The 20,731-nt window shown below is 67.2% G+C and carries 19 protein-coding genes; 6 read left to right on the top strand and 13 right to left on the bottom strand.

Annotated elements, in window-relative coordinates:
* The 4 genes from H3O04_RS22115 to H3O04_RS22100 form a co-directional block, all read right to left on the bottom strand.
* The coding region (locus tag H3O04_RS22115) for a helix-turn-helix domain-containing protein (protein WP_202588449.1) at nucleotides 1–251 on the bottom strand (251 nt) is incomplete at its 3' end.
* 248 nt (nucleotides 252–499) lie between these two features.
* Nucleotides 500–1,804: an MFS transporter gene (locus H3O04_RS22110; RefSeq protein WP_006478124.1), complete on the bottom strand. Its 1,305-nt coding sequence runs from the start codon at nucleotides 1,802–1,804 to the stop codon at nucleotides 500–502.
* A gap of 195 nt (nucleotides 1,805–1,999) precedes the next feature.
* On the bottom strand, nucleotides 2,000–2,758 hold the full coding sequence (locus H3O04_RS22105) for an SDR family oxidoreductase (RefSeq protein ID WP_006478125.1): 759 nt from the start codon (nucleotides 2,756–2,758) through the stop codon (nucleotides 2,000–2,002).
* A gap of 85 nt (nucleotides 2,759–2,843) precedes the next feature.
* Nucleotides 2,844–4,283, bottom strand: coding sequence for an aldehyde dehydrogenase family protein (locus H3O04_RS22100; protein ID WP_124592333.1), 1,440 nt, complete (start codon nucleotides 4,281–4,283; stop codon nucleotides 2,844–2,846).
* 389 nt (nucleotides 4,284–4,672) lie between these two features.
* Between H3O04_RS22100 and ppa the strand changes: the two genes are divergently transcribed.
* A complete protein-coding gene (gene ppa / locus H3O04_RS22095) occupies nucleotides 4,673–5,200 on the top strand; it encodes an inorganic diphosphatase (RefSeq protein ID WP_006489643.1) in 528 nt (175 codons plus the stop codon).
* Between the two features lie 54 nt (nucleotides 5,201–5,254).
* Here the strand turns inward: ppa and H3O04_RS22090 are convergent, their stop codons facing one another.
* Together H3O04_RS22090 and H3O04_RS22085 are read right to left on the bottom strand one after the other, a co-directional pair.
* Nucleotides 5,255–6,118 (bottom strand): GIY-YIG nuclease family protein, encoded by an 864-nt coding sequence (locus tag H3O04_RS22090; protein WP_202588448.1) that lies wholly within the window; start codon nucleotides 6,116–6,118, stop codon nucleotides 5,255–5,257.
* A gap of 49 nt (nucleotides 6,119–6,167) precedes the next feature.
* Nucleotides 6,168–7,202, bottom strand: a complete 1,035-nt coding sequence (locus H3O04_RS22085; protein WP_202588447.1) for a helix-turn-helix transcriptional regulator — start codon at nucleotides 7,200–7,202, stop codon at nucleotides 6,168–6,170.
* A gap of 154 nt (nucleotides 7,203–7,356) precedes the next feature.
* On the opposite strand from H3O04_RS22085, the gene H3O04_RS22080 reads away from it, so the two are divergent.
* Nucleotides 7,357–9,612 carry a glycoside hydrolase family 3 C-terminal domain-containing protein gene (locus H3O04_RS22080; protein WP_202588446.1) on the top strand — a complete coding sequence of 752 codons (2,256 nt, stop codon included), beginning with the start codon at nucleotides 7,357–7,359 and terminating at the stop codon, nucleotides 9,610–9,612.
* A 71-nt stretch (nucleotides 9,613–9,683) separates the two neighbouring features.
* Here H3O04_RS22080 and H3O04_RS22075 read toward each other — a convergent pair whose 3' ends face one another.
* Nucleotides 9,684–10,862, bottom strand: coding sequence for a GNAT family N-acetyltransferase (locus H3O04_RS22075; RefSeq protein ID WP_034174450.1), 1,179 nt, complete (start codon nucleotides 10,860–10,862; stop codon nucleotides 9,684–9,686).
* A 109-nt stretch (nucleotides 10,863–10,971) separates the two neighbouring features.
* Between H3O04_RS22075 and H3O04_RS22070 the strand changes: the two genes are divergently transcribed.
* Together H3O04_RS22070 and H3O04_RS22065 are read left to right on the top strand one after the other, a co-directional pair.
* Nucleotides 10,972–12,702, top strand: a complete 1,731-nt coding sequence (locus H3O04_RS22070; protein WP_185920974.1) for an NAD+ synthase — start codon at nucleotides 10,972–10,974, stop codon at nucleotides 12,700–12,702.
* An 83-nt stretch (nucleotides 12,703–12,785) separates the two neighbouring features.
* Nucleotides 12,786–13,124, top strand: coding sequence for a P-II family nitrogen regulator (locus H3O04_RS22065; protein ID WP_006398637.1), 339 nt, complete (start codon nucleotides 12,786–12,788; stop codon nucleotides 13,122–13,124).
* Nucleotides 13,125–13,300: 176 nt separating this feature from the next.
* Here the strand turns inward: H3O04_RS22065 and H3O04_RS22060 are convergent, their stop codons facing one another.
* The gene (locus H3O04_RS22060) at nucleotides 13,301–14,380 is read right to left on the bottom strand and encodes a porin (RefSeq protein ID WP_027813490.1); all 1,080 of its coding nucleotides are present in this window, start codon (nucleotides 14,378–14,380) and stop codon (nucleotides 13,301–13,303) included.
* 828 nt (nucleotides 14,381–15,208) lie between these two features.
* On the bottom strand, nucleotides 15,209–16,135 hold the full coding sequence (locus H3O04_RS22055; RefSeq protein ID WP_202588445.1) for a LysR family transcriptional regulator: 927 nt from the start codon (nucleotides 16,133–16,135) through the stop codon (nucleotides 15,209–15,211).
* 144 nt (nucleotides 16,136–16,279) lie between these two features.
* Between H3O04_RS22055 and H3O04_RS22050 the strand changes: the two genes are divergently transcribed.
* Nucleotides 16,280–16,777 (top strand): GNAT family N-acetyltransferase, encoded by a 498-nt coding sequence (locus H3O04_RS22050; RefSeq protein WP_006478135.1) that lies wholly within the window; start codon nucleotides 16,280–16,282, stop codon nucleotides 16,775–16,777.
* A 64-nt stretch (nucleotides 16,778–16,841) separates the two neighbouring features.
* On the opposite strand, the gene H3O04_RS22045 is transcribed toward H3O04_RS22050, so the two are convergent.
* The 4 genes from H3O04_RS22045 to H3O04_RS22030 all read right to left on the bottom strand — a co-directional run bounded on the left by H3O04_RS22045 (nucleotide 16,842) and on the right by H3O04_RS22030 (nucleotide 20,048).
* Complete coding sequence (locus H3O04_RS22045) at nucleotides 16,842–17,621, bottom strand: ABC transporter ATP-binding protein (protein ID WP_006478136.1); 780 nt, start codon at nucleotides 17,619–17,621, stop codon at nucleotides 16,842–16,844.
* Between the two features lie 18 nt (nucleotides 17,622–17,639).
* Nucleotides 17,640–18,353, bottom strand: coding sequence for an ABC transporter permease (locus H3O04_RS22040; protein ID WP_059576621.1), 714 nt, complete (start codon nucleotides 18,351–18,353; stop codon nucleotides 17,640–17,642).
* Nucleotides 18,350–19,039, bottom strand: coding sequence for an ABC transporter permease (locus H3O04_RS22035; RefSeq protein ID WP_034201477.1), 690 nt, complete (start codon nucleotides 19,037–19,039; stop codon nucleotides 18,350–18,352). Before H3O04_RS22035 ends, H3O04_RS22040 begins: the two co-directional genes overlap by 4 nt.
* Nucleotides 19,040–19,265: 226 nt before the next feature.
* Nucleotides 19,266–20,048, bottom strand: coding sequence for an ABC transporter substrate-binding protein (locus H3O04_RS22030; RefSeq protein WP_124677891.1), 783 nt, complete (start codon nucleotides 20,046–20,048; stop codon nucleotides 19,266–19,268).
* A 365-nt stretch (nucleotides 20,049–20,413) separates the two neighbouring features.
* On the opposite strand from H3O04_RS22030, the gene H3O04_RS22025 reads away from it, so the two are divergent.
* The coding region (locus tag H3O04_RS22025; protein WP_202588444.1) for a pirin family protein at nucleotides 20,414–20,731 on the top strand (318 nt) is incomplete at its 3' end.

Raw genomic sequence — 20,731 nt, 5'->3', positions numbered from 1 at the left:
TGCAGCGACCGCGACAGGTACTGGTGCAGCGACTGCGACGCATCGGGAATGTCGACGATGCTGGTGACGCGCACCGCACGCGGCGCGGGCGAGGCCGGCTCCGTCCGGGCGAACGCGGCGAGGTCGGCGTCGAGGATGCGGTAGGCACGGCCGACCCGCGTCGCGCGCAGCTTGCCGTCGCGAATGAACCGCAGGACGGTCTTCGGATGGACGCGCAGGCGGGCGGCGGTGTCTTCGACGGTGTGGAACATGAGCTATCGATGATTCCCTTAATTACTTTATTGTTCCATATATAAAGGAGCATAAGGGAATAATTTGGGTGATAAAGGGGCTGCCGTCGGATGGGCGAGACACTTGGCCGATCCGGGGTGCGCCTGTCCGGAATCGAAAACGCCCCGGCGGCCGGCCATGCCGGACGTCGGGGCGTATCGGGGTGAAACGGGCCGGCAATCGGCCGGTGTGTTCGATCGATCCGGGCGCCTTTACGCGCCGCGCGTCGTCACTTGTCGACGAGCCGCTTCGGCACCGACAGCGCCAGTAGCCCGCCGAGCACGAGGAACCCGGCCAGCATGTACATGCCCGCATCGTTGGTGCCCGTCACCTGCTTGAGCCAGCCCATCAGGTACGGGCTCAGGAAGCCGGCGAGGTTGCCGATCGAGTTGATCATCGCGATGCCGGCGGCGGCGGCCGTGCCGCCGAGGAACGCGGTCGGCAGGCTCCAGAACAGCGGCAGCGTCGTCAGGATGCCGATCGTCGCGAGCGTGAGGCCGAGCATCGCGAGCGCCGTCTGGTGCGCCCAGATCACCGACAGCACGAGGCCGACCGCGCCGATCGCGGCCGGAATCGCGAGGTGCCAGCGGCGTTCGCGGCGCTTGTCCGCGCTGCGCGCGATCAGGATCATCGCGACCACCGCGGCCGCATACGGAATCGCCGACAGCAGGCCGATCATGAACGTGTCGGTCACGCCGGTCGCCTTGATGATCGTCGGCAGCCAGAAGCCGACGCCGTAGAGCCCCATCACGAACGAGAAATAGATCAGCGCCATCAGCCAGACGCGCGGGCTCGACATCACGGCGCCGAGCGGCAGGTCCTCCTTGGTGGCTTCCTCCGCGTCGACGTTGCGGGCGAGCAGCGCCTTTTCTTCGTCGGTCAGCCACGTCGCCTTCGCGATCCGCTCGTCGAGGGTGAAGAACACGAGCACGCCGGCGAGCACCGACGGAATGCCTTCGAGCAGGAACAGCCATTGCCAGCCGTGCCAGCCGCTCACGCCGTCGAACGCCTTCAGGATGAAGCCCGAGATCGGCCCGCCGATCACGCCGGACAGCGCGACGGCCGTCATGAAGAACGTCGTCATCCGGCCGCGCCGGTGCGCGGGATACCAGTAGGTGAGGTAGAGGATCACGCCGGGGAAGAAGCCCGCTTCGGCGACGCCGAGCAGGAAGCGCATCACGTAGAACATCGCGGGCGTCGTGACGAACATCGTCAGGATCGAGATCACGCCCCATGTCGCCATGATGCGGGCGATCCACACGCGGGCGCCCACCCGGTGCAGGATGATGTTGCTCGGCACCTCGAACAGGAAATAGCCGAAGAAGAAGATCCCGGCGCCGAGCCCGTACACGGTATCGCTGAGGTTCAGGTCGCTCGCCATCTGCAGCTTCGCGAACCCGACGTTCACGCGGTCGAGATACGCGACCACGTAGCACAGCAGCAGGAGCGGCACGAGCCGCCACGACACCTTGCGGTAGGTTGCTTCCTCGAATGCGCCGGACGAGCCCGGCAGCGACTGCGTCGATGTTGCCATGTTGTCTCCTGTCGATCCAGGTTAGCGCTTTAGCGGTTACCTGGATCCCATGCTTTGCGGTCGATCGAGGTCGGCGCTTGGGCGGCTACCTCGATCCGATGCACCGCTGTCGTTGTAGTGGGCCGGAGCAGGCGCGGTGGTGCCCGATCCGGTTTCGTGCGAAGCAAGACGGGCCGATCGTGCGGCCCGGTACGACTAGATGCAGCGCCCGCCGTCGACTTCGAGGCAGACGCCGGTGATGAATTCGGCTTCGTCGGATGCAAGATAAAGCGCGGCGTTCGCGATGTCCTGCGGCGTCGAGAAGCGGCCGAGCGGGATCGTCGCGAGGAAGCGGCGGCGATTGTCCGGGGTGTCCTCGCAGCCCATGAACTCGGTCATCAGCGCGGTTTCGCCGAGCACCGGGTTGATGCAGTTCACGCGGATGCGGTCGGCACCGAGCTCGGCCGCGAGCGACTTGCTGGCGGTGATCATCGCGCCCTTCGTGCTGTTGTACCAGACGAGGCCCGGGCGCGGCCGCACGCCGGCCGTCGACGCGACGTTCACGAACACGCCGCCGCCCTGTGCGCGGAAGTACGGCACGAAAGTCTGCACGCACCAGAACAGGCTCTTCATGTTGACCGCGTACACGCGGTCGAATTCGGCTTCCGTCACGTCGAGCACGGGCTTGTTGCGGTGCGTGGTGCCCGCGTTGTTCACGACGATCTGCACCGCATGGAAATCGTCGAGCGCGGCCTGCAGCAGCGCGCGCCAGTCGTCCTCTTTCGACACGTCGCCGGCCACCGCGATCGCCTTGCCGCCCGCGAGCGCGATCTCGCTCGCGACGCGCTCGGCCGCCGCGCCGTTCAGGTCGTTGACGACGACGTTCGCGCCTTCGCGCGCATAGGTCTTCGCGATGCCTTCGCCGAACCCCGAGCCGCCGCCCGTGACGATGGCCGTCTTGCCGCTCAACCGCATGGTGTGTCTCCTGTGCTGGTGACGAGGGTCGTCGCGTGTCGCCGGGCTGCCGGCCGCTGCCGGCTGCCTGTGGCGGGCCGTGCGCTCAGCCGTGCCGGATCGCGATCGTCTTCAGCGCGGTGAAACCGTACAGGGCCTCGAAGCCTTTCTCGCGGCCGTGGCCCGAATGGCCGACGCCGCCGAACGGCAGTTCGACGCCGCCGCCCGCGCCATAGTTGTTGATGAACACCTGGCCCGCGCGCAGACGTCGCGCGAGCCGCATCTGGCGGGCGCCGTCGCGGGTCCAGATGCCCGCGACGAGGCCGTACGGCGTGCCGTTCGCGAGTGCGACGGCTTCGTCCTCGTCGACGAAACGCATGGCCGCGAGCACGGGGCCGAATACTTCCTCCTGCGCGAGCCGGTGCGACGGCGGCACGTCGCGCAACAGCGCGGGCGCCTGGTAGAAGCCGCTTTCGGGCGCGTCGGCGACGACCTGCCCGTGCGCGGCCATCGGAATGCCGTCGTGCTGCGCATCGGACAGGAAATCCCACACGCGTTGCTGCTGCTTCGCGTTGATCAGCGGGCCGCAGTCGAGATCGGCGCGGCTCGGGCCGACGCGCAGCCCGTTGAACGCGGTGGCGAGGCGCTCGACGAGCGGCTCGTACACCGCGCGCTCGATCAGCACGCGGCTGCCGGCCGAGCAGGTCTGCCCGCCGTTCTGCACGATGGCGGCTACGAGCACGGGCAGCGCCGCGTCGAGATCGGCATCGGCGAACACGATTTGCGGCGACTTGCCGCCGAGTTCGAGCGTGACGGGCACGTGGTTCTCGGCCGCCATCTGCGTGACCAGCTTGCCGGTGGCCGGCGAACCCGTAAACGAGATGTGGTCGATGCCCGGATGGCGCGCGAGCGCGGCGCCTGCTTCATGGCCGTAGCCGGTGACGACGTTGAGCGCGCCGGCCGGCAGCCCGGCCTCGGCGGCCAGCTCGGCGACGCGCAGCACGGACAGGCACGCATCCTCGGCCGGCTTGACCACGCACGCGTTGCCGGCCGCGAGCGCCGCGCCGACGCTGCGCCCGAAGATCTGCATCGGGTAGTTCCACGGCACGATATGGCCGGTGACGCCGTGCGGCTCGCGTACCGTCAGCACCGTGTAGCCGGCCTGGTAGGGGAGGGTTTCGCCGTGCAGCTTGTCAGCGGCGCCTGCGTAGAACTCGAAGTAGCGCGCGAGCGCGGCGGCATCGGCGCGCGCCTGCTTCAGCGGCTTGCCGGTGTCGCGCGCCTCGATCGCGGCGAGCTCCTCGATCGAATCCGCCACGCGCGCCGACAGCCGCATCAGCACGCGGCCGCGTTCGGCAGCGCTGGCGGCGCCCCACGGGCCCGCGAACGCGTCGCGGGCCGCGGCGACCGCGCGTTCGATGTCGGGCGCGGTGCCGCGCGCGATCGACGCGAACGGCTGGCCGTCGGACGGATCGACTACCGCGATGGTTTCCAGTTGCGCGGGCAACGTCCATTCGCCCGCGATGAAATGCTTCGCCTCTTCCATGCCTCCTCCTGTCGACCCAAGTTAGCGCTTTAGCGCTTACTTGGGTCCCATGCATCGCGAGTCGACCCAAGTTAGCGCTTTAGCGCTTACTTGGGTCCCATGCAAAGCGGTCGATCCGAGTTAGCGCTTTAGCGGTTACTTGGGCCCCATGCAATGCGGTCGACCCAAGTGAGCGCTTCAGCGCTTGCCCGGGCGCCATGCTGTGTGGTCGACGTGCAACAGGCCGCCGGTTCGACGGCCCGACATCCGGAACGATTATCGCGCCGATCGTCATCAGGACGCCACCGGTCGATTGGCTATAATGGTGCATTCCTTTTGGGGAATGCCCGCGGCGGTGCATCGGCCGCGGCGCCCTGTCCCGAATTCCCATCGACCTACAGAGAGTGCTCATGAGCTTCAATCATGTTCCGGCCGGCAAGGACCTGCCGCAAGATTTCAACGTGATCATCGAGATTCCCGCGCAAAGCGATCCGGTGAAGTACGAGGCGGACAAGGAACTGGGCCTTCTCGTCGTCGACCGCTTCATCGGCACGGGCATGCGCTACCCGGTGAACTACGGCTACATCCCGCAGACGCTGTCGGGCGACGGCGATCCGGTCGACGTGCTGGTGATCACGCCGTTCCCGCTGCTGGCCGGCTCGATCGTGCGTTCGCGCGTGCTCGGCATGCTGCAGATGACCGACGAGTCGGGCGTCGACGCGAAGCTGGTCGCGGTGCCGCACGACAAGATCTGCCCGATGACGGCCAACCTGAAGACGATCGACGACGTGCCCGAGTACCTGAAGGATCAGATCAAGCACTTCTTCGAGCAATACAAGGCGCTCGAGAAGGGCAAGTGGGTGAAGGTCGAAGGCTGGGCCGGCATCGAAGCCGCGCACAAGGAAATCACCGACGGCGCCGCGAACTACAAGAAGTAAGCGGCGTGCCGGCCGATGGCCGGTTCGTACGGAACGCAAACCGCGCGTGTCTCCTCAGGAGGCCGCGCGGTTTTGTTTTGCGCGTGCGGTTTTCGGGCGGGCAGCCGGGGAGACGGGCGCGGGCGGGACAGCCGGCGCTTTCTTCGCGCGTTTCGTTCCGGGCGGGGCAACGGACGGAGCGATCGCGGCGGCGGCTTTCTTGGCCGCTGGACGGTGCCGGGCCGGTGCGGAAGCGGCCGCTTCGCGTACGCTCGCGGCGGGTTTGCCGGCAGTGACCGACGCCTTCCTTTTTGACGGAGTGGAAGAGAGCGAGCCGGTTTTCTTTACCGGTGCGCCACGCGACGAGGTCTTTTTTGCGGCAGCATTGCCGTCGGCTTTTGCGCGTTTCGCGTCCGGCGCGGCTTGATTTGATTTCGTCGACTTCGACTTCGACTTCGACTTCGACGCTGGTGTGCCCTTTGCGGGCTGCGCCGTCTTCGCGGCCGTTGCGGACCCGGCAACTTTCCCGGCCTTCACCTTTTTCCCGGCAACCTGTTCCGTTGCAGCCGCCGTCACCGCATCGTCGACGATTTCCGCCTTCTCCTTCTTCCGCCCGCGCGCCGTGGCCTTCGTCCCGGCCGTGTCGCCGGCCTCGTCGAGCGCGACCACCACCGGCAACACCGATTCCAGCGTGCGCAACCCAGCCGCCAGCTCGCGCTTTTTCGCGGGCGTGAGCCGCTTCACCCAGTATTCGGCGCGCGACGCGCTCGACCGGTCGGGCAGCGCAAACGACGCGAGCACCGCGCGCGGCTTGCGCGAACGCGTGTAGCGCGCGCCCTTGCCGGACGCGTGTTCGTCGAAGCGCGCGGCGACATCGGTCGTGATGCCCGTGTAGACGCTGTCGTCGGCGCATTCGATCAGATACAGAAACCAGGACATGGCGGGGCGGCGGGATGCGAAGCCGCCAGTGTCTCAGAAAAAACGGGCGTCAACGCCACCGGGCGCCGTGCCCGTCGCGAAAGCGGCTCGGCGCCGCGCCGAGTTCGCGCGTGAAGAAGCGCGTGAACGCGCTCGTCGAACGGAAGCCGACGCGCACGCCGATCTCGCCGATCGGCAACTGCGTGTTGAGCAGCAGGTCGCGCGCCTCGCCAAGCCGCGCCTGCGCGACGAGCGCATGGAACCCGACCGCTTCGCGATGCAGCCGCCGGCGCAACGTCCAGCGCGACATCGCGAAGCGCGTGCACACGTGCTGCATCAGCGTATCGGTCGGCACGTCGACGTCGTTGGCCGTGCGCAACCAGTCGCGCACGCATTGCTCGACCGACGAGCCGAACGTCGAGCGGGCGCGCACGCGCTCGCGCGCGGCGTCGGCCGCATGACGCTGGATGCCGGCGAGCGGGGCGTTGTAGCGTTCGAACGGCGTGTCGACGTGCGCGGAGCGCAGCACGATGCGGTTGTGCGCGGCATCGAACGATACCGGCGCCCCGAGCATGTCGCGCAGCGTGGCAACGGGCGCGAACGCGCGACCGGCGAATTCGGCATCGTGGATGCGCACGTGCGGGTCGTACAGACGCGCCAGCGCCGCGAGAATCGCGAGGTTCGCGAACGCGCTGCCCGCATGCCGGCCGTCTCCTTCGTTCACATACTCGAGCGCGATCGCGTCGTCGTTCTCGTGCGCGAAGACCCAGTCGACGTTGCCGATCAGCTCTCGATAGCGCAGGTAGCCGTGCAGCGCGTCGCGCAGTGTCGCCGCGTTGCAGGTGATGCCGGCGAGCTCGGGAAACGGCACGAGCCACGGTACGACCTCCGGCGGCGGGCGATGCCACGACAGCGCCCAGCCGCTCGTCAGCTGCATGGCGGCCACATGCCGGTCGCCCGCGATGCGGCGCGTGTCGTCGGCGAGCTCGGCCGGCCCGATGCCGAGTGTCTCGTAAAGCGGTGCGGGATCGATGCCGTTCGCACGCGCGTCTTCGCACAGCCAGCGGTAGATCCGGACGGATACCGATTTCTGTTGCAACTCCATGTCTGTCTCCCTGTCGTCATGCCGTTCGGGTTTGTCCCCGCTGCGAGAGGTCAACGCATGCTCCTGCCGGTCAAGCGTGGTGACCGGTCAATTTTTAGACTCGGACGCTGGAGTGAGGCGACAAGTACTACAACAGAACGATTCTGGAGGATCAATGAAAACTTCGCTGTTCCGGTGTTCGACGATTGCGTCCGCGTGCGCGCTCACGGTGCTGCTCGCATCGTGCGGCGGCGACGACATCCATGCCCCGACCGCGCCGGCCGACCCCGACGCGGCAGCCGACCAGCGCGCGGCCGCGCTCGTCGCGCAACTGACGACCGACGAGAAGCTGCAGTTCGTGCATGGCACCGGCATGCCGGCGCTCAGCCTGGGCGGCCCGTTCCCGGCCGATGCGCTGAACGGCGCGAGCTACATCCCGGGCGTGCCGCGGCTCGGCATTCCGGCCGTCAGCAGCGCCGATTCGGCGGGCGGCGTGAACGTGAAGAACGCGCGCGTGACCGCGCTGCCCGCGCCGGTCGCGCTCGCGGCGACGTGGGACCCGGCGCTCGCGGGCACCTACGGCACGCGCATCGCGCTCGAACTGCGCGCGCTCGGCTTCGCGGAAGGGCTCGGCGGCGGCGTGAACCTCGCGCGCGAGCCGCGCAACGGCCGCACCTTCGAATACATGGGCGAGGACCCGGTGCTCGCGGGCACGCTGAGCGCCGCGCGCACGCAGGCCACGCAGGCGCGGCAGGTGATCGCGACGATCAAGCATTTCGCGTTCAACGACCAGGAAACCAACCGGATGACGGTCGATTCGGTCGTCGACGAGCGGACCATGCGCGAGGCCGAGCTGCTCGCATTCGAGATCGGCGTGAAGGACGGCCAGCCGGGCAACGTGATGTGCGCGTACAACAAGCTGAACGGCGTGTATGCGTGCGAGAACCCGTATCTGCTGACGACGGTGCTGAAGAACGAGTGGGGCTTCAAGGGCGTCGTGCAGTCGGACTGGGGCGCGACGCATTCGACGGTTGCCGCCGTGCAGGCCGGGCTCGACGAGGAACAGCCGGGCGCGGCCGACGACGGCAACGCGCCGCTCGGCTCGTACTTCAATTCGAAGCTGCGCGCGGCGCTGCAGGCCGGCAGCGTGTCGGCCGCGCGGCTGAACGACATGGTGCAGCGCAAGCTGCGCACGCTGATCCGCATCGGCGTGATGGACGCGCCGCCGAAGCCGGGCGGCGCGATCGACGAAGCCGCCGGCAATGCCGATGCGCTCGCGATCGCACGGCAAGCGGCGGTGCTGCTGAAGAACGCGGCCGCGCCCGGCGACACGCAGCCGGTGCTGCCGCTGGCCGCCGGCACGCTCAAGTCGGTCGTCGTGATCGGCGGCCATGCGGACGTGGGCGTGCTGTCGGGCGGCGGCTCGGGGGCGGTGCCGGCGATCGACGGCAACGCGGTGACGTCCTGCCAGCAGCCGGCCGACATGCTGTTCGGCGGATGCGCGACCTGGTACAAGTCCGCGCCGCTCGCGGCGATCCGCGCGAAGGCGCCGAATGCGTCGGTCAGCTATCTCGACGGGACCGACGCGAACGCCGCGGCCACCGCGGCCGCGCAGGCCGATGTCGCGATCGTGTTCGCCACGCAGTGGCAGACGGAAGGGCTCGACCTCGCGAGCCTGTCGCTGCCCGATGCGAAGGCGGACCCGTACAACCAGCAATACGACCAGAACGCGCTGATCGCCGCGGTCGCCGCGAAGGCCAGGCGCGTGATCGTCGTGCTCGAGAACGGCAGCCCGGTGCTGATGCCGTGGCTCGCGAACGTGCATGGCGTGCTGGACGTGTGGTATCCGGGTGCACAGGGTGGCCAGGCGATCGCCGACCTGCTATTCGGCGACGCGAACCCGTCGGGCCGGCTGCCGCTGACGTTCCCGAAGCAGGAGGCCGACCTGCCGCAGCCGACGATCGATCCGTCGAACCTGCGGAACGTCTATGCGGAAGGGCTCGCGTACGGCTATCGCTGGTTCGACGCGAAGGCGATCGAGCCGCTGTTCCCGTTCGGCTACGGGCTGTCGTACACGACGTATGCGTTGTCGGCGATGTCCGCGCAGGCCGACGCAGCGGGTAACGTGACGGTCGGCGTGACGGCGACGAATACGGGCTCGCGCGCCGGTACGCATACGGTGCAGATCTACGCCGCGCTGCCCGCGTCGCTCGGCGAGCCGCCGAAGCGGCTCGTCGGCTGGACCAAGGTCGCGCTCCAGCCCGGCGAGACGCGCACGGTCAGCATCGCGGTGTCGGCGCAGCGCTTCGCGGTGTGGGATGCGAGCGCGCACGCATGGCGGATCGGCGCGGGCAGCTACGGGCTGTCGGCGGCCGCGTCGTCGCGCGACCCGCAGGCGCTGTCGCAGACGGTGACGCTCGCCGCGCACTGAACCGGCGACGATCGTGCGGCATGCGGCGAGGCCACGCCTGGCTTCGCCGCATGCCGGTGCGCCGGATCGCGCTAGCCGGTGCTGCGCCGGAACGGATCGTGTTCGCGCAGTTCGTCGACGTATGCGTGGATATGCTCGGTCTCGCGTTCGAGAAAGCGCGCGACCGCATCGGAAAACGCCGGATGCGCGAGCCAGTGCGCGGAGTGCGTGACGGTCGGCAGGAAACCGCGCGCGAGCTTGTGCTCGCCCTGCGCGCCGCCCTCGAACGTGTCGAGCCCGGCCTCGATGCAGAATTCGAGCAACTGGTAGTAGGCCGTTTCGAAATGCAGGCAGGGCACGTGCTCGATCGCGCCCCAGTAGCGGCCGTACAGCGTGCCGCCGCCGTGCTCGCCGCGCCGGTACACGGCGAGCGCGCTCGCGATCGGCTGGCCGTCGGCTTCCGCGATCACGAGCAGCAGGTTCTCGGGCATCGTCGCGCCGATCGTGCGGAAGAAGTCGAGGTTCAGGTACGGGCTCGAATAATGCTCGCGGTACGTTTGCCGATAGCAGCGCGAGAAGAAGCGCCAGTCGGCGTCGGTGATCTGGTCGCCGGTGAGCCGCCGGAACGTCACGCCCGCGTCGTGCACCTTGCGCCGCTCCGCGCGGATGTTCTTGCGCTTCTTCTGCTCGAGCGTGCCGAGGAAATCGTCGAAGTGGCGGTAGCCGTCGTTGAGCCAGTGAAACTGCACGCCTTCGCGCAGCATCATCCCCATCGATTCGAGCAGCCGCGCTTCGTCGCCGGTCGGGAACAGCACGTGCAGCGACGACACGTCGCTCTGCTCGGCGAACGCGAGCAGCGTGGCCGCGAGATGGCGGCGCGCGTCGTCGTCGGCCGCGAGCAGGCGCGTGCCCTGCACCGGCGTGAACGGCACCGCGCACAGCAGCTTCGGGTAATAGGGCAGGTTATTGCGCTGGTATGCGTCGGCCCACGCCCAGTCGAACACGTATTCGCCGTACGAATGCTGTTTCGCATAGACGGGCGCGGCAGCCGCGAGGCGGCCGGTGCGCTCATCGGTCAGCGTGACGAAGTGCGGCGACCAGCCGGTGTCGTCCACCGCGCAACGCGCGACGTGCAGCGCGTCGAGAAATTCGTGGCGCAGGAACGGCGTGGGCTGCGCGTCGCGCGCGAGCAGCGCGTTCCATTCGTCGGCCGGCACCTCGGCGGGGGACGACAGGATGCCCGTGCGATAATCGATGCGTTCGTGTTTCAAGCGTGAATCCGTACCGTTGGATGTTGCCGGATGCGGGCCGCCGTGGCCCGCATCCGGGTCGATTTCGTCAGCCGTTCAAGGCGCGCCGCCGGGTTGCGCCGCTCCCGCCATGAAGACCCGACTCGCTCTCGCCCAGATCAACGTCACCGTCGGCGATTTCGCCGGCAACGTCGCGCGGATCGTCGCGGCCGCACGCGCCGCGCACAACGATGGTGCGCAACTGATGGTCGCACCCGAACTCGCGCTGTCCGGCTATCCACCCGAAGACCTGCTGCTGCGGCCCGCGTTCTACGCGGCGGCGGCGGCCGCGCTCGATGCGCTCGCCGACGCGCTGAAGGCGTTCGACGGGCTCGCGGTGCTGGTCGGCCATCCGTTGCGTGGTCCGGGCAGCGGTCCGGGCAGCGGGGCGGGCGACGATGCGCGCGCGTCAGCCGTCGATGGTAATGCAAACCGCCCGATCGAGCGCGGCGTGCCGCCCACCGACACCTTCAACGCGGTATCGCTGATCGTTGGCGGCGAGATCGTCGGCACCTACCGCAAGCAGGACCTGCCGAACGCCGAGGTGTTCGACGAGAAACGCTATTTCGCGACCGACACCGAGCCGCTCGTGTTCGAGCTGAACGGCGTGAAATACGGCGTGATCATCTGCGAGGACGCGTGGCATGCGTCGGCCGCGCAGATCGCGAAGGCGGCCGGCGCGCAGGTGCTGCTGATCCCGAACGGCTCGCCGTATCACCTGAACAAGGAAGCGGTGCGCATCGACATCCTGCGCGCGCGGATTCGCGAGACCGGCTTGCCGATGGTGTACGTGAACCTCGTCGGTGGCCAGGACGAACTCGTGTTCGACGGCGGGTCGTTCGTGCTCGACGGCGACGGCGCGCTCGTCGCGAAGATGCCGCAGTTCGACGAAGGGCACGCGATCGTCGAATTCGACGGCGCGCGGCCGCTGCCCGGCGCGATCGCGCCCGAACTGTCGACCGACGCGCAGGTGTACCGCGCGCTCGTGACCGGCGTGCGCGACTACATCGGCAAGAACGGTTTTCCCGGCGTGCTGATCGGGCTGTCGGGCGGCGTCGATTCGGCGCTGGTACTGGCCGTCGCATGCGACGCGCTCGGGCCCGAGCGCGTGCGCGCGGTGATGATGCCGTCGCGCTTCACGGCCGACATCTCGACCACCGACGCGGCGGAGATGGCGCGGCGCGTCGGCGTGCGCTACGACGAGATCGCGATCGCGCCGATGTTCGATGCGTTCCGCGCCGCGCTCGCGGGCGAATTCGCGGGTCGCGCGGAAGACGCGACGGAGGAGAACATCCAGGCGCGTATCCGCGGCACGCTGCTGATGGCGCTGTCGAACAAGTTCGGCTCGATCGTGCTGACGACCGGCAACAAGAGCGAGATGGCGGTTGGCTATTGCACGTTGTACGGCGACATGGCCGGCGGTTTCGCGGTGATCAAGGACATCGCGAAGACGCTCGTGTACCGGCTGTGCCGCTATCGCAACGCAACGACCGACTACGCGCTGCGCGACGTGATTCCCGAGCGAATCCTGACGCGCGCGCCGTCGGCCGAGCTGCGCGAGAACCAGACCGACCAGGACAGCCTGCCGCCATACGACGTGCTCGATGCGATCATGCGGATGTACATGGAAGAAGACCGGCCGCTCGCCGAGATCGTCGCGGCCGGCTATGCGCAGGCCGACGTCGAGCGCGTGACGCGGCTCATCAAGATCAACGAATACAAGCGCCGCCAGGCGCCGATCGGCATCCGCGTCACGCATCGCGCATTCGGGCGCGACTGGCGCTACCCGATCACGTCACGCTTCACCGAACGGCTCGATTGAGCGGTGCTGGGCCGGAGGCGGCCCGCCGGCTTACAATCGGGAACGCGATTTTTCATCCAAACGAGCATTGAGGGACAACCATCATGAAACGCATCACCGCCATCATCAAGCCGTTCAAGCTGGACGAAGTCCGCGAAGCGCTCGCCGAAGTGGGGCTCACGGGCCTGACCGTGACGGAAGTGAAGGGCTTCGGCCGCCAGAAGGGTCATACCGAGCTGTATCGCGGCGCGGAATACGTCGTCGATTTCCTGCCGAAGATGAAGATCGAGGTGGTCGTCGCGGAAGCGCAGGTCGATCAGGTGATCGACGCGGTGATCGGTGCGGCGCGCACCGGCAAGATCGGCGACGGCAAGATCTTCGTGTCGGACGTCGAGCGCGTGATCCGCATCCGTACCGGCGAAGAGAACGAAGCGGCCGTCTGAGCGCCGTGTCCGCTCGATTCGGTCAAGCGCGACCGAATCGACCGATCGGGCCACGGGTCGTACGAACCCGACGCCCAAGAAAAAACGGTGCGGATACCCGGTTGGGTACCGCACCGATACGCGCCTCTCGCAGCAGCGTGGAAAGTGTTGTCGAATCGTTCTTTGACGGCGCCTGATCAGAACAGGTGCTGGATGCCGGCGTAGACGCCGGTCTGGCTGCCGCCCTGATGCGGGTTGCCCGTCGAGACGGCCGTACCGGCGCCGTTCGCGTTCAGGCCGAAGTTGGCCGACGAGCTGTTGCGCACCGTCGCGACCTGCAGGTCGAACAGCGTGCGCTTCGAGATGTTGTACGAGCCGCCGACCGTGTAGATGTTCGCGTTGCCGCCACCGTGGTTCGCGTTCACGTGATACACGGCCGCGATCAGCGCCGCTGCCGGCGTGGCCTGCCACGTCACGCCGCCCCACACCTGTTGCGTACCCGTCACGCCGGCGTTCACTGCCGGGCCACCGCTGCCGTCGGCGCGCGATGCCTGGTAGGCCGCCTGAACCTTGAACTGGCCGAGGAACACGTTCACGCCCGCGAAGTATTCACGCGAGTAGTTGAACACGTCCGAGAAGCGGCCATTGCTGTCGCGCGTTTCGTCGTAAATGCCGCGCAACTGGAACAGCGAGTTCGTGTAGGTGACCTGACCGCCCATTGCACGGCCCGGTTGGCCGGCCGTCGTGTTGCCGTTGAAGCTGGTCGAGTTCGAGAACGAGAACTGGCCGTAGAAGTCGAGGCCGTAGAGCGACGGCGACTGGTACGACACGTTGTTGCTGGTCTTGTTCCAGTTGCGGCCGCGCACCAGCGAGGCCGTCGACCAGGCCGACTGGCCGAACGGGTCGAAGTCCCACACGCCGTTGGCGATCGCGAGTTCGCGACCCAACAGCAGCGTACCGTAGCGGTCGTTGGAGATACCGACGGTCGCGAAACGATCCCAGATCGAGCCGCTGAAGCCGCCCGTCATCGTGTTGAACGCGCCTTCGAGGTGGAACAGGATCTTGTTGCCGCCGCCGATGTCCTCGCTACCCTTCAAGCCCCACAGGCTCGTGCCCCAGTCGCCGCTTTCCGCGCGCACTTGGTGGCCGTTTTGCAGGCCGTTCATGTACTCGATGCCTGCATCCAGGCGGCCATACAGCGTGACGCTGCTCTGCGCGTGCGCCGTCACCACCCCAGCAGCCATCAGCGCGGCCGCGACCAAAGCTTTCTTCATCATCTCCTCCATACCCTGTCAAAAAGTCAACCCAGACTGCACGAGATGCCCGGAGCACGAGCGCCGGGCAAAAGCGGGATAACCAGGGAGACCTCGTGCAGGGCCGGTAAGCGCGGCACGCGGGCAAGCAGACGGAAAACCGTTGAGCGGTCCCGCGCAGCCGGGTCGGCCTGCGGGGTCTCCTTGTTGTGTCGTGAAGCTAAACTACATTTCACGAACTTCGTTTTGCTACTTTGGTTACTAATTTAGCAAAAATACAATTTTGTGGCGACGGAAATCGTTGTTTGACTAACCGCTGTCGCCAAATTGCCATGCAACACGGTGCGCAACAGGTGCCCCTAGGGTTCCTGATTACCGGAAAACCCTTGTCCCGCAAGGGAGACATGGATTCCGCGGGTATGGGTCAAGGATTGCCACTATTGACGTCGCCGGGGCGCCGGCGTAAGCGTGAAAGTCGCGAAATTGGTAAGTATTTCGTAATGATTCGGGCGATTGCCGACAGCGCCGATCGACGCCTGAAACCCCGTCCCGCAACGCGCTGCCTAGGGCCTGTTCCCGCTAATAACGGGCTTGCGCTGGCCCCCAGAAGGGCCGAGCGCGAGGATTGCGACGAAGCGAATACTCGACATATTCGCGAGGAGCATGACGCGGCGATCGGCCCTTCTGGGGGCCAGCCCCACGAATGAATTTTTCCAAACAGGGGAACGTGCCTTTCCGCCCGCATGGCGGCGTCGTTCGTCGTTGCAATAGCTACGGCTATTGCGCCTCCTCTCTTCTTGCCCTGCGGGCGGAAAGGCACGTTCGCAAGCCCGTTATTAGCGGGAACAGGCCCTAGTCCGGGTGCGGCCGTGCGGCGAGCAACTGGGCGCGAATCCAGCGATGCGCATCGGTGCGCGCATGCTTCGCGTGCGAGTAGACCTTCACCGTGTAGCGCGGGATCTCGAACGGCGCGGGGAAGATGCGGATCGGCGCCGCATGCCGCAGCGCCTGCGCGGCGCGGTTCGGCACCGTCATCAGGAGTGCCGACTCCGCGATCACGAACGGTGCGGCCAGCACGGTCGGCAACTGCACGGCCACATGCCGCGCGAGACCGAGCCGGTCGAGCACGTAGTCGACGACACCGCGCGATTCGTTCCATGGCGTGACGACCACGTGGCGGGCCGCCAGGTACTGGTCGAGCGTCAGCCGCCGCCGGATGTCCGGATGCGCGGCGCTCGCGATCACGACGTAGTCGTCGGAGAACCAGTCGAAATCCTCGATGCCCGGCGCGTCGGCCGCCGATTCCTCGTGGTAGCCGAGCGCGAAGTCGATGCGGCCGGCCGCGAGCGCGTCGACGGAAATCTTGCGGTCCGAATGGACGACGCGGACCCGCAGGTGCGGCGCCACGTGCTGGATGCGGGCGAGGAACGCCGGCAGCACCGCGAACGCCGTGTAGTCGGTCGCGGCGAACACGAACGTGCGGTCGCTTTGCGCGGGATCGAAGCGGCGCGCGCGGGCGAGCCCTTTCGACATCGCGTCGAGCGCGTCGCCGGCCCAGGTGGCGATGTCGTCGGCGCGCACGGTCGGCTGCATCTCGTTGCCGAGGCGCACGAACAGCGCATCGCCGATCGTGTCGCGCAGCCGGGCGAGCGCGTGGCTCAACGCCGACGGGCTCAACGCGAGTTCGTGCGCGGCCGCCGCGACAGATCGATGGCGATACAGCGCGTCGAATACGAGCAGCAGGTTCAGGTCGAGGCGGCGCAGATCGGGATGCATCACGTTCAGGTCTGGATGAAGAAACTGCACTTCCTGCAGGCATCGCGTGAACGTAGCATGACGATTCGAACGGCGCCAGCGCGGGGGCGCGGCGCCGTTTTCCCGTTGTTTTCCGCTTCACATCCGGGCCGGAGGAGGGCTCAACCCGTGCAAATCGATATTCGTTCCGCCACCGTCGCCGACGTGCCGCTGATCCTGCGCTTCATCACCGAACTGGCCGTCTACGAGAAGGCGGAGCACGAAGTCGTCGCGACGCCCGAATCGCTCGAACGCAGCCTGTTCGGCGAAGGCTCGCCGGCGCGTGCGCTGATGTGCGAGGTCGACGGCGAGCCGGCCGGCTTCGCCGTGTATTTCTTCTCTTATTCGACGTGGCTCGCGCGGCAGGGGCTGTATCTGGAGGATCTGTACGTGTCGCCGCGTTTTCGCGGCGCCGGCGCGGGGCTGCGGCTGCTGAAGGCGCTCGCGCGGATCGCGGTCGACTCGGGCTGCGGGCGTTTCGAATGGAGCGTGCTCGACTGGAACGAGCCGGCGATCCGCTTCTACGAAAGCGTCGGTGCGGCGCCGCAGAGCGAATGGGTGCGTTACCGGCTGGCGGGCGACGAACTGCGCGCGTTCGCCGACGGCGCGCCGGTGAGCACCGCGTAAACGCAAAACGGGCGCCGCGCGGCGACCCGCGGGGCGCCCGTTCGGGCGTGGCGCGTGGCGGGCGTTACTTGAGGCTGCCCGACAGGAACGCGCGCAGGCGGTCGCTCTTCGGGTTCGCGAGCACCTCGGACGGCACGCCTTGTTCCTCGACGCGCCCCTGGTGCAGGAACATCACGTGATTCGACACGTTGCGCGCGAAGCCCATCTCGTGCGTGACGACGATCATCGTACGGCCTTCCTCGGCGAGCTTCTGCATCACCTTCAGCACTTCGCCCACCAGCTCCGGGTCGAGCGCGGAGGTCGGCTCGTCGAACAGCATCACGTCCGGATGCATCGCGAGCGCTCGCGCGATCGCCACGCGCTGCTGCTGGCCGCCCGACAGATGCGACGGATATTGCTTCTCGACGCGCGGCGCGAGGCCGACCTTCTCGAGATACTCGCGCGCACGGTCCTCGGCTTCCTTCTTCGGGATGCCGAGCACGTTCACCGGCGCTTCCATCACGTTCTCGATCACGTTCATGTGCGACCAGAGATTGAAGTGCTGGAACACCATCGACAGCTTGGTGCGCACGCGCTGCAGCTGCTTCGAATCGGCCGCGCGCAGCGCGCCCGTCTTGTCGAGCGCGGTGCGCACTTCCTCGCCGTCGACGAAGATGCGGCCCGCGTTCGGCTGCTCGAGGAAGTTGATACAGCGCAGCATCGTGCTCTTGCCGGAGCCGGACGAGCCGATCACGCTGATCACGTCGCCCGAGTTCGCCCTCAGCGACACGCCTTTGAGCACCTCGTTGTCGCCGTACCGCTTGTGGAGATCGTCGACGAAAAGCTTCTGGGTCTGGGAGTTCATCAATAGTCCTGCGAAAACTTACTTGCCTTGCGGGCGCAGATACGCGAGCCAGCGACGCTCGGCCTGGCGGAACAGCCACACGAGCGTGAACGAGATCACGAGGTAGAGCAGGGCGGCGATGCCGAACGCGTGGAACGACATGTAGGTCGCCGAGTTCACGTCGCGCGCGATCTTCAGGATGTCGGGCACGGTCGCGGTGAAGGCCACCGTCGTCGCGTGCAGCATCAGGATCACTTCGTTGCTGTACAGCGGCAGCGCGCGGCGCAGCGCCGACGGCAGGATCACGCGGCGATACATCGTGAACGGCGACATCCCGTACGCGCGCGCGGCTTCGATCTCGCCGTACGACGTCGCCTTGATCGCGCCCGCGAAGATTTCGGTGGTGTACGCGCAGGTGTTCAGCGTGAACGCGAGCAGCGTGCAGTGCATCCCGTCGCGGAAGAACGCATCGAGCATCGGCGTGCCGCGCACGGCCTGCAGGCTGTAGAGGCCCGTATAGCAGAGCAGCAGCTGCACGTAGAGCGGCGTGCCGCGGAACACGTACGTGTACAGCCATACCGCGCCCGACAGCCACTTCTTCTTCGACACGCGCGCGACGGCGAGCGGCACCGACAGGCAGAAGCCGAGGCCGATCGACACGACCAGCAGCCACAGCGTGATCGCGACACCGGTGATGCGATAGCCGTCGGTGTAGAGATAGTTGCGCCAGTATTCTTGGATGAGTTCGATCATAGGTCAGCCTTGCGGACACCGGTCGAGTAGCGCTTTTCGAGCCACATCAGCACGAAGTTCGAGATCGTCGTGATGGCGAGGTAGACCGCTCCCGCGATCAGCGTGAAGAAGAAGAACCGCAGCGTGCCCTTGCCGGCGTCCTGCGACGCCTTCACGACGTCGGCCAGGCCGATGATCGACACGAGCGCGGTCGACTTCACGAGCACCTGCCAGTTGTTGCCGATGCCCGGCAGCGCGAAGCGCATCATCTGCGGGAACATGATCCGCGTGAACACCTGCCAGTTCGTCATCCCGTAGGCGCTGCCGGCCTCGAGCTGGCCGCGCGGCACCGACAGGAACGCGCCGCGGAACGTCTCGGTGAAGTACGCGCCGTAGATGAAGCCGAGCACGAGCACGCCGGCGAGGAACGGGTCGATGTCGATCTGGTCCCAGCCGAGCGCGTCGGTCGCCATGTTCAGCCAGATCTGCAGGCTGTAGAACAGCAGCAGCATCAGCACGAGATCGGGTACGCCGCGGATCAGCGTCGTGTAGATGGTGCCGACGCCGTTCGTCACGCGGTTGCGCGACAGCTTCGCGCCGGCGCCGAGCAGCCCCAGCAGGAACGACAGCGCAAGCGAAAGCACCGCCAGTTTGACGGTTTGCCAGGTGCCGGCGAGGATCAGCGGGCCGTAGCCTTGTAGAAACATATGTGGTCCCTGGTGTGGTCCCTGACGGTGCACGTCGTGCGCCGCGAAAGACGCGCCCGCCAAGCTGCGCGGAACGCCCCGTGCGTATCATGACCGTCCGCCCCGGCAACGGTGCCGGGCGAGCCCGTCGCGCGAACGGCGGGCAAGGGGGCGGGCGGCGCGTGGTTGACTGCCTGTACTGCCCGGACGCGGGGCCGCCCCCGCATCCGCTGCTGCTTGTCGGCGTTCAGCGGGCCGGCGCCGAGTAGACGCTGAACGAGAAGTACTTGTGCGACAGCCGGTCGTACGTACCGTCCTTGTGCATGTCGGCCAGCGCCTTGTTGATCCTCAGCTTCAGGTCGGTATCTTCCTTGCGCAGGCCGATCGCGGTGCCGTCGCCGATCGTCTTCGGATCCTTCACTTCCGGCCCGGCGAACGCGAAGCCCTTGCCGCGCGGCGTGCGCAGGAAGCCGTAGTCGGCCTGCAGTTCATCCTGCAGCGTCGCGTCGAGGCGGCCCGTGCCGAGATCGGCATAGACCTGGTCCTGGTTCTGGTAAGGAACGATCGTCACGCCCTGCGGTTCCCAGTACGCCTTCGCGTAGGTTTCCTGCGTGGAACCCTGCTCGACGCCGACGCGCTTGCCCTTGAGCGACGCGACCGTCGGCAGCAGCGGCGAGCCGGTTTTCGCGATCATCCGCGCGGGCGCGTCGTACACCTTGTCGGAGAAGTCGATCTGCTCGCGACGCTTGTCCGTCACAGTCAGCGACGACACGATGACGTCGTACTTCTTCGCCTTCAGCGCCGGGATGATCCCGTCGAGATCCTGCGCCACCCACACGCACTTCACGTTGATCCGCTTGCAGATTTCCTTGGTGAGATCGACGTCGAAACCGACGATCTCGCCGCTCGGTGCGGTCGACTCGAACGGCGGGTAGCTGGCATCGACGCCGATCCGCACGGTCTTCCACTCCTTCGCGAAGGCGCTGCCCGCCACGAGGGCGAGGGCGGCGCACAGGGCGGCCTTCTTCATTTCCATCCTTCTGTTGCTGACTTTCCGGGGGCGCTCGCGGCCGGTCGAACCGGGCGCCGCGGCGTATTCTAGACGGCCAAAAATCGCCGATCGGCGCTCTGGCGTTGGCGACCGCCGGAAGGGCGAACGCCAAAAGGGCGGTATTTTACCCGAACGCGATACCCGGAAAACGGCAATCCGGCGCGGTCGACCGATTCCTCGATTCGGCTGTTGCGGCAATCGAGGTATTCGCAACGAATATTTCGGCAATTGGGTGTGCGGGTGCAACGATGCGGTGCGCGGGCGGCGGATTGTGGCGCTGCCGGCCGCCCCTTACAGTGGCGGTAAACCCGAACAGAACATCTGCGCCCCGAGCGTCCGCCCCAATGTTCCAGATCCTGCGCGCCGAAGACCGCTGCCGCACGCACCACGGCTGGCTCGAATCGAGTCACAGCTTTTCGTCCGTCTGCCGCGACGGGCATGCGCCGGTGCGTCCGCCCGTCGGCGCGCTGTGCGTGCTGAGCGAGGACCGGATCGCGCCGACGCGCGGTTTCGGGATGCAGCCGCGCCGCGACGTCGAAATCCTCACCTACGTGCTGGATGGCGAGCTCGCGCACCGCGACAGCCTCGGCTGCGGTGCGATCGTCCGGACCGGCGGCATTCAACGGATGAGCGCCGGCACGGGGCTCGTGCACAGCGAAACC

This window comes from Burkholderia sp. KCJ3K979, from assembly GCF_016759955.1.
GTDB classification, from domain to species: Bacteria; Pseudomonadota; Gammaproteobacteria; order Burkholderiales; family Burkholderiaceae; genus Burkholderia; species Burkholderia orbicola.
The sequence above is the reverse complement of the archived record's forward strand: the minus strand, read 5'-3'. Positions and strand labels throughout refer to the sequence as shown.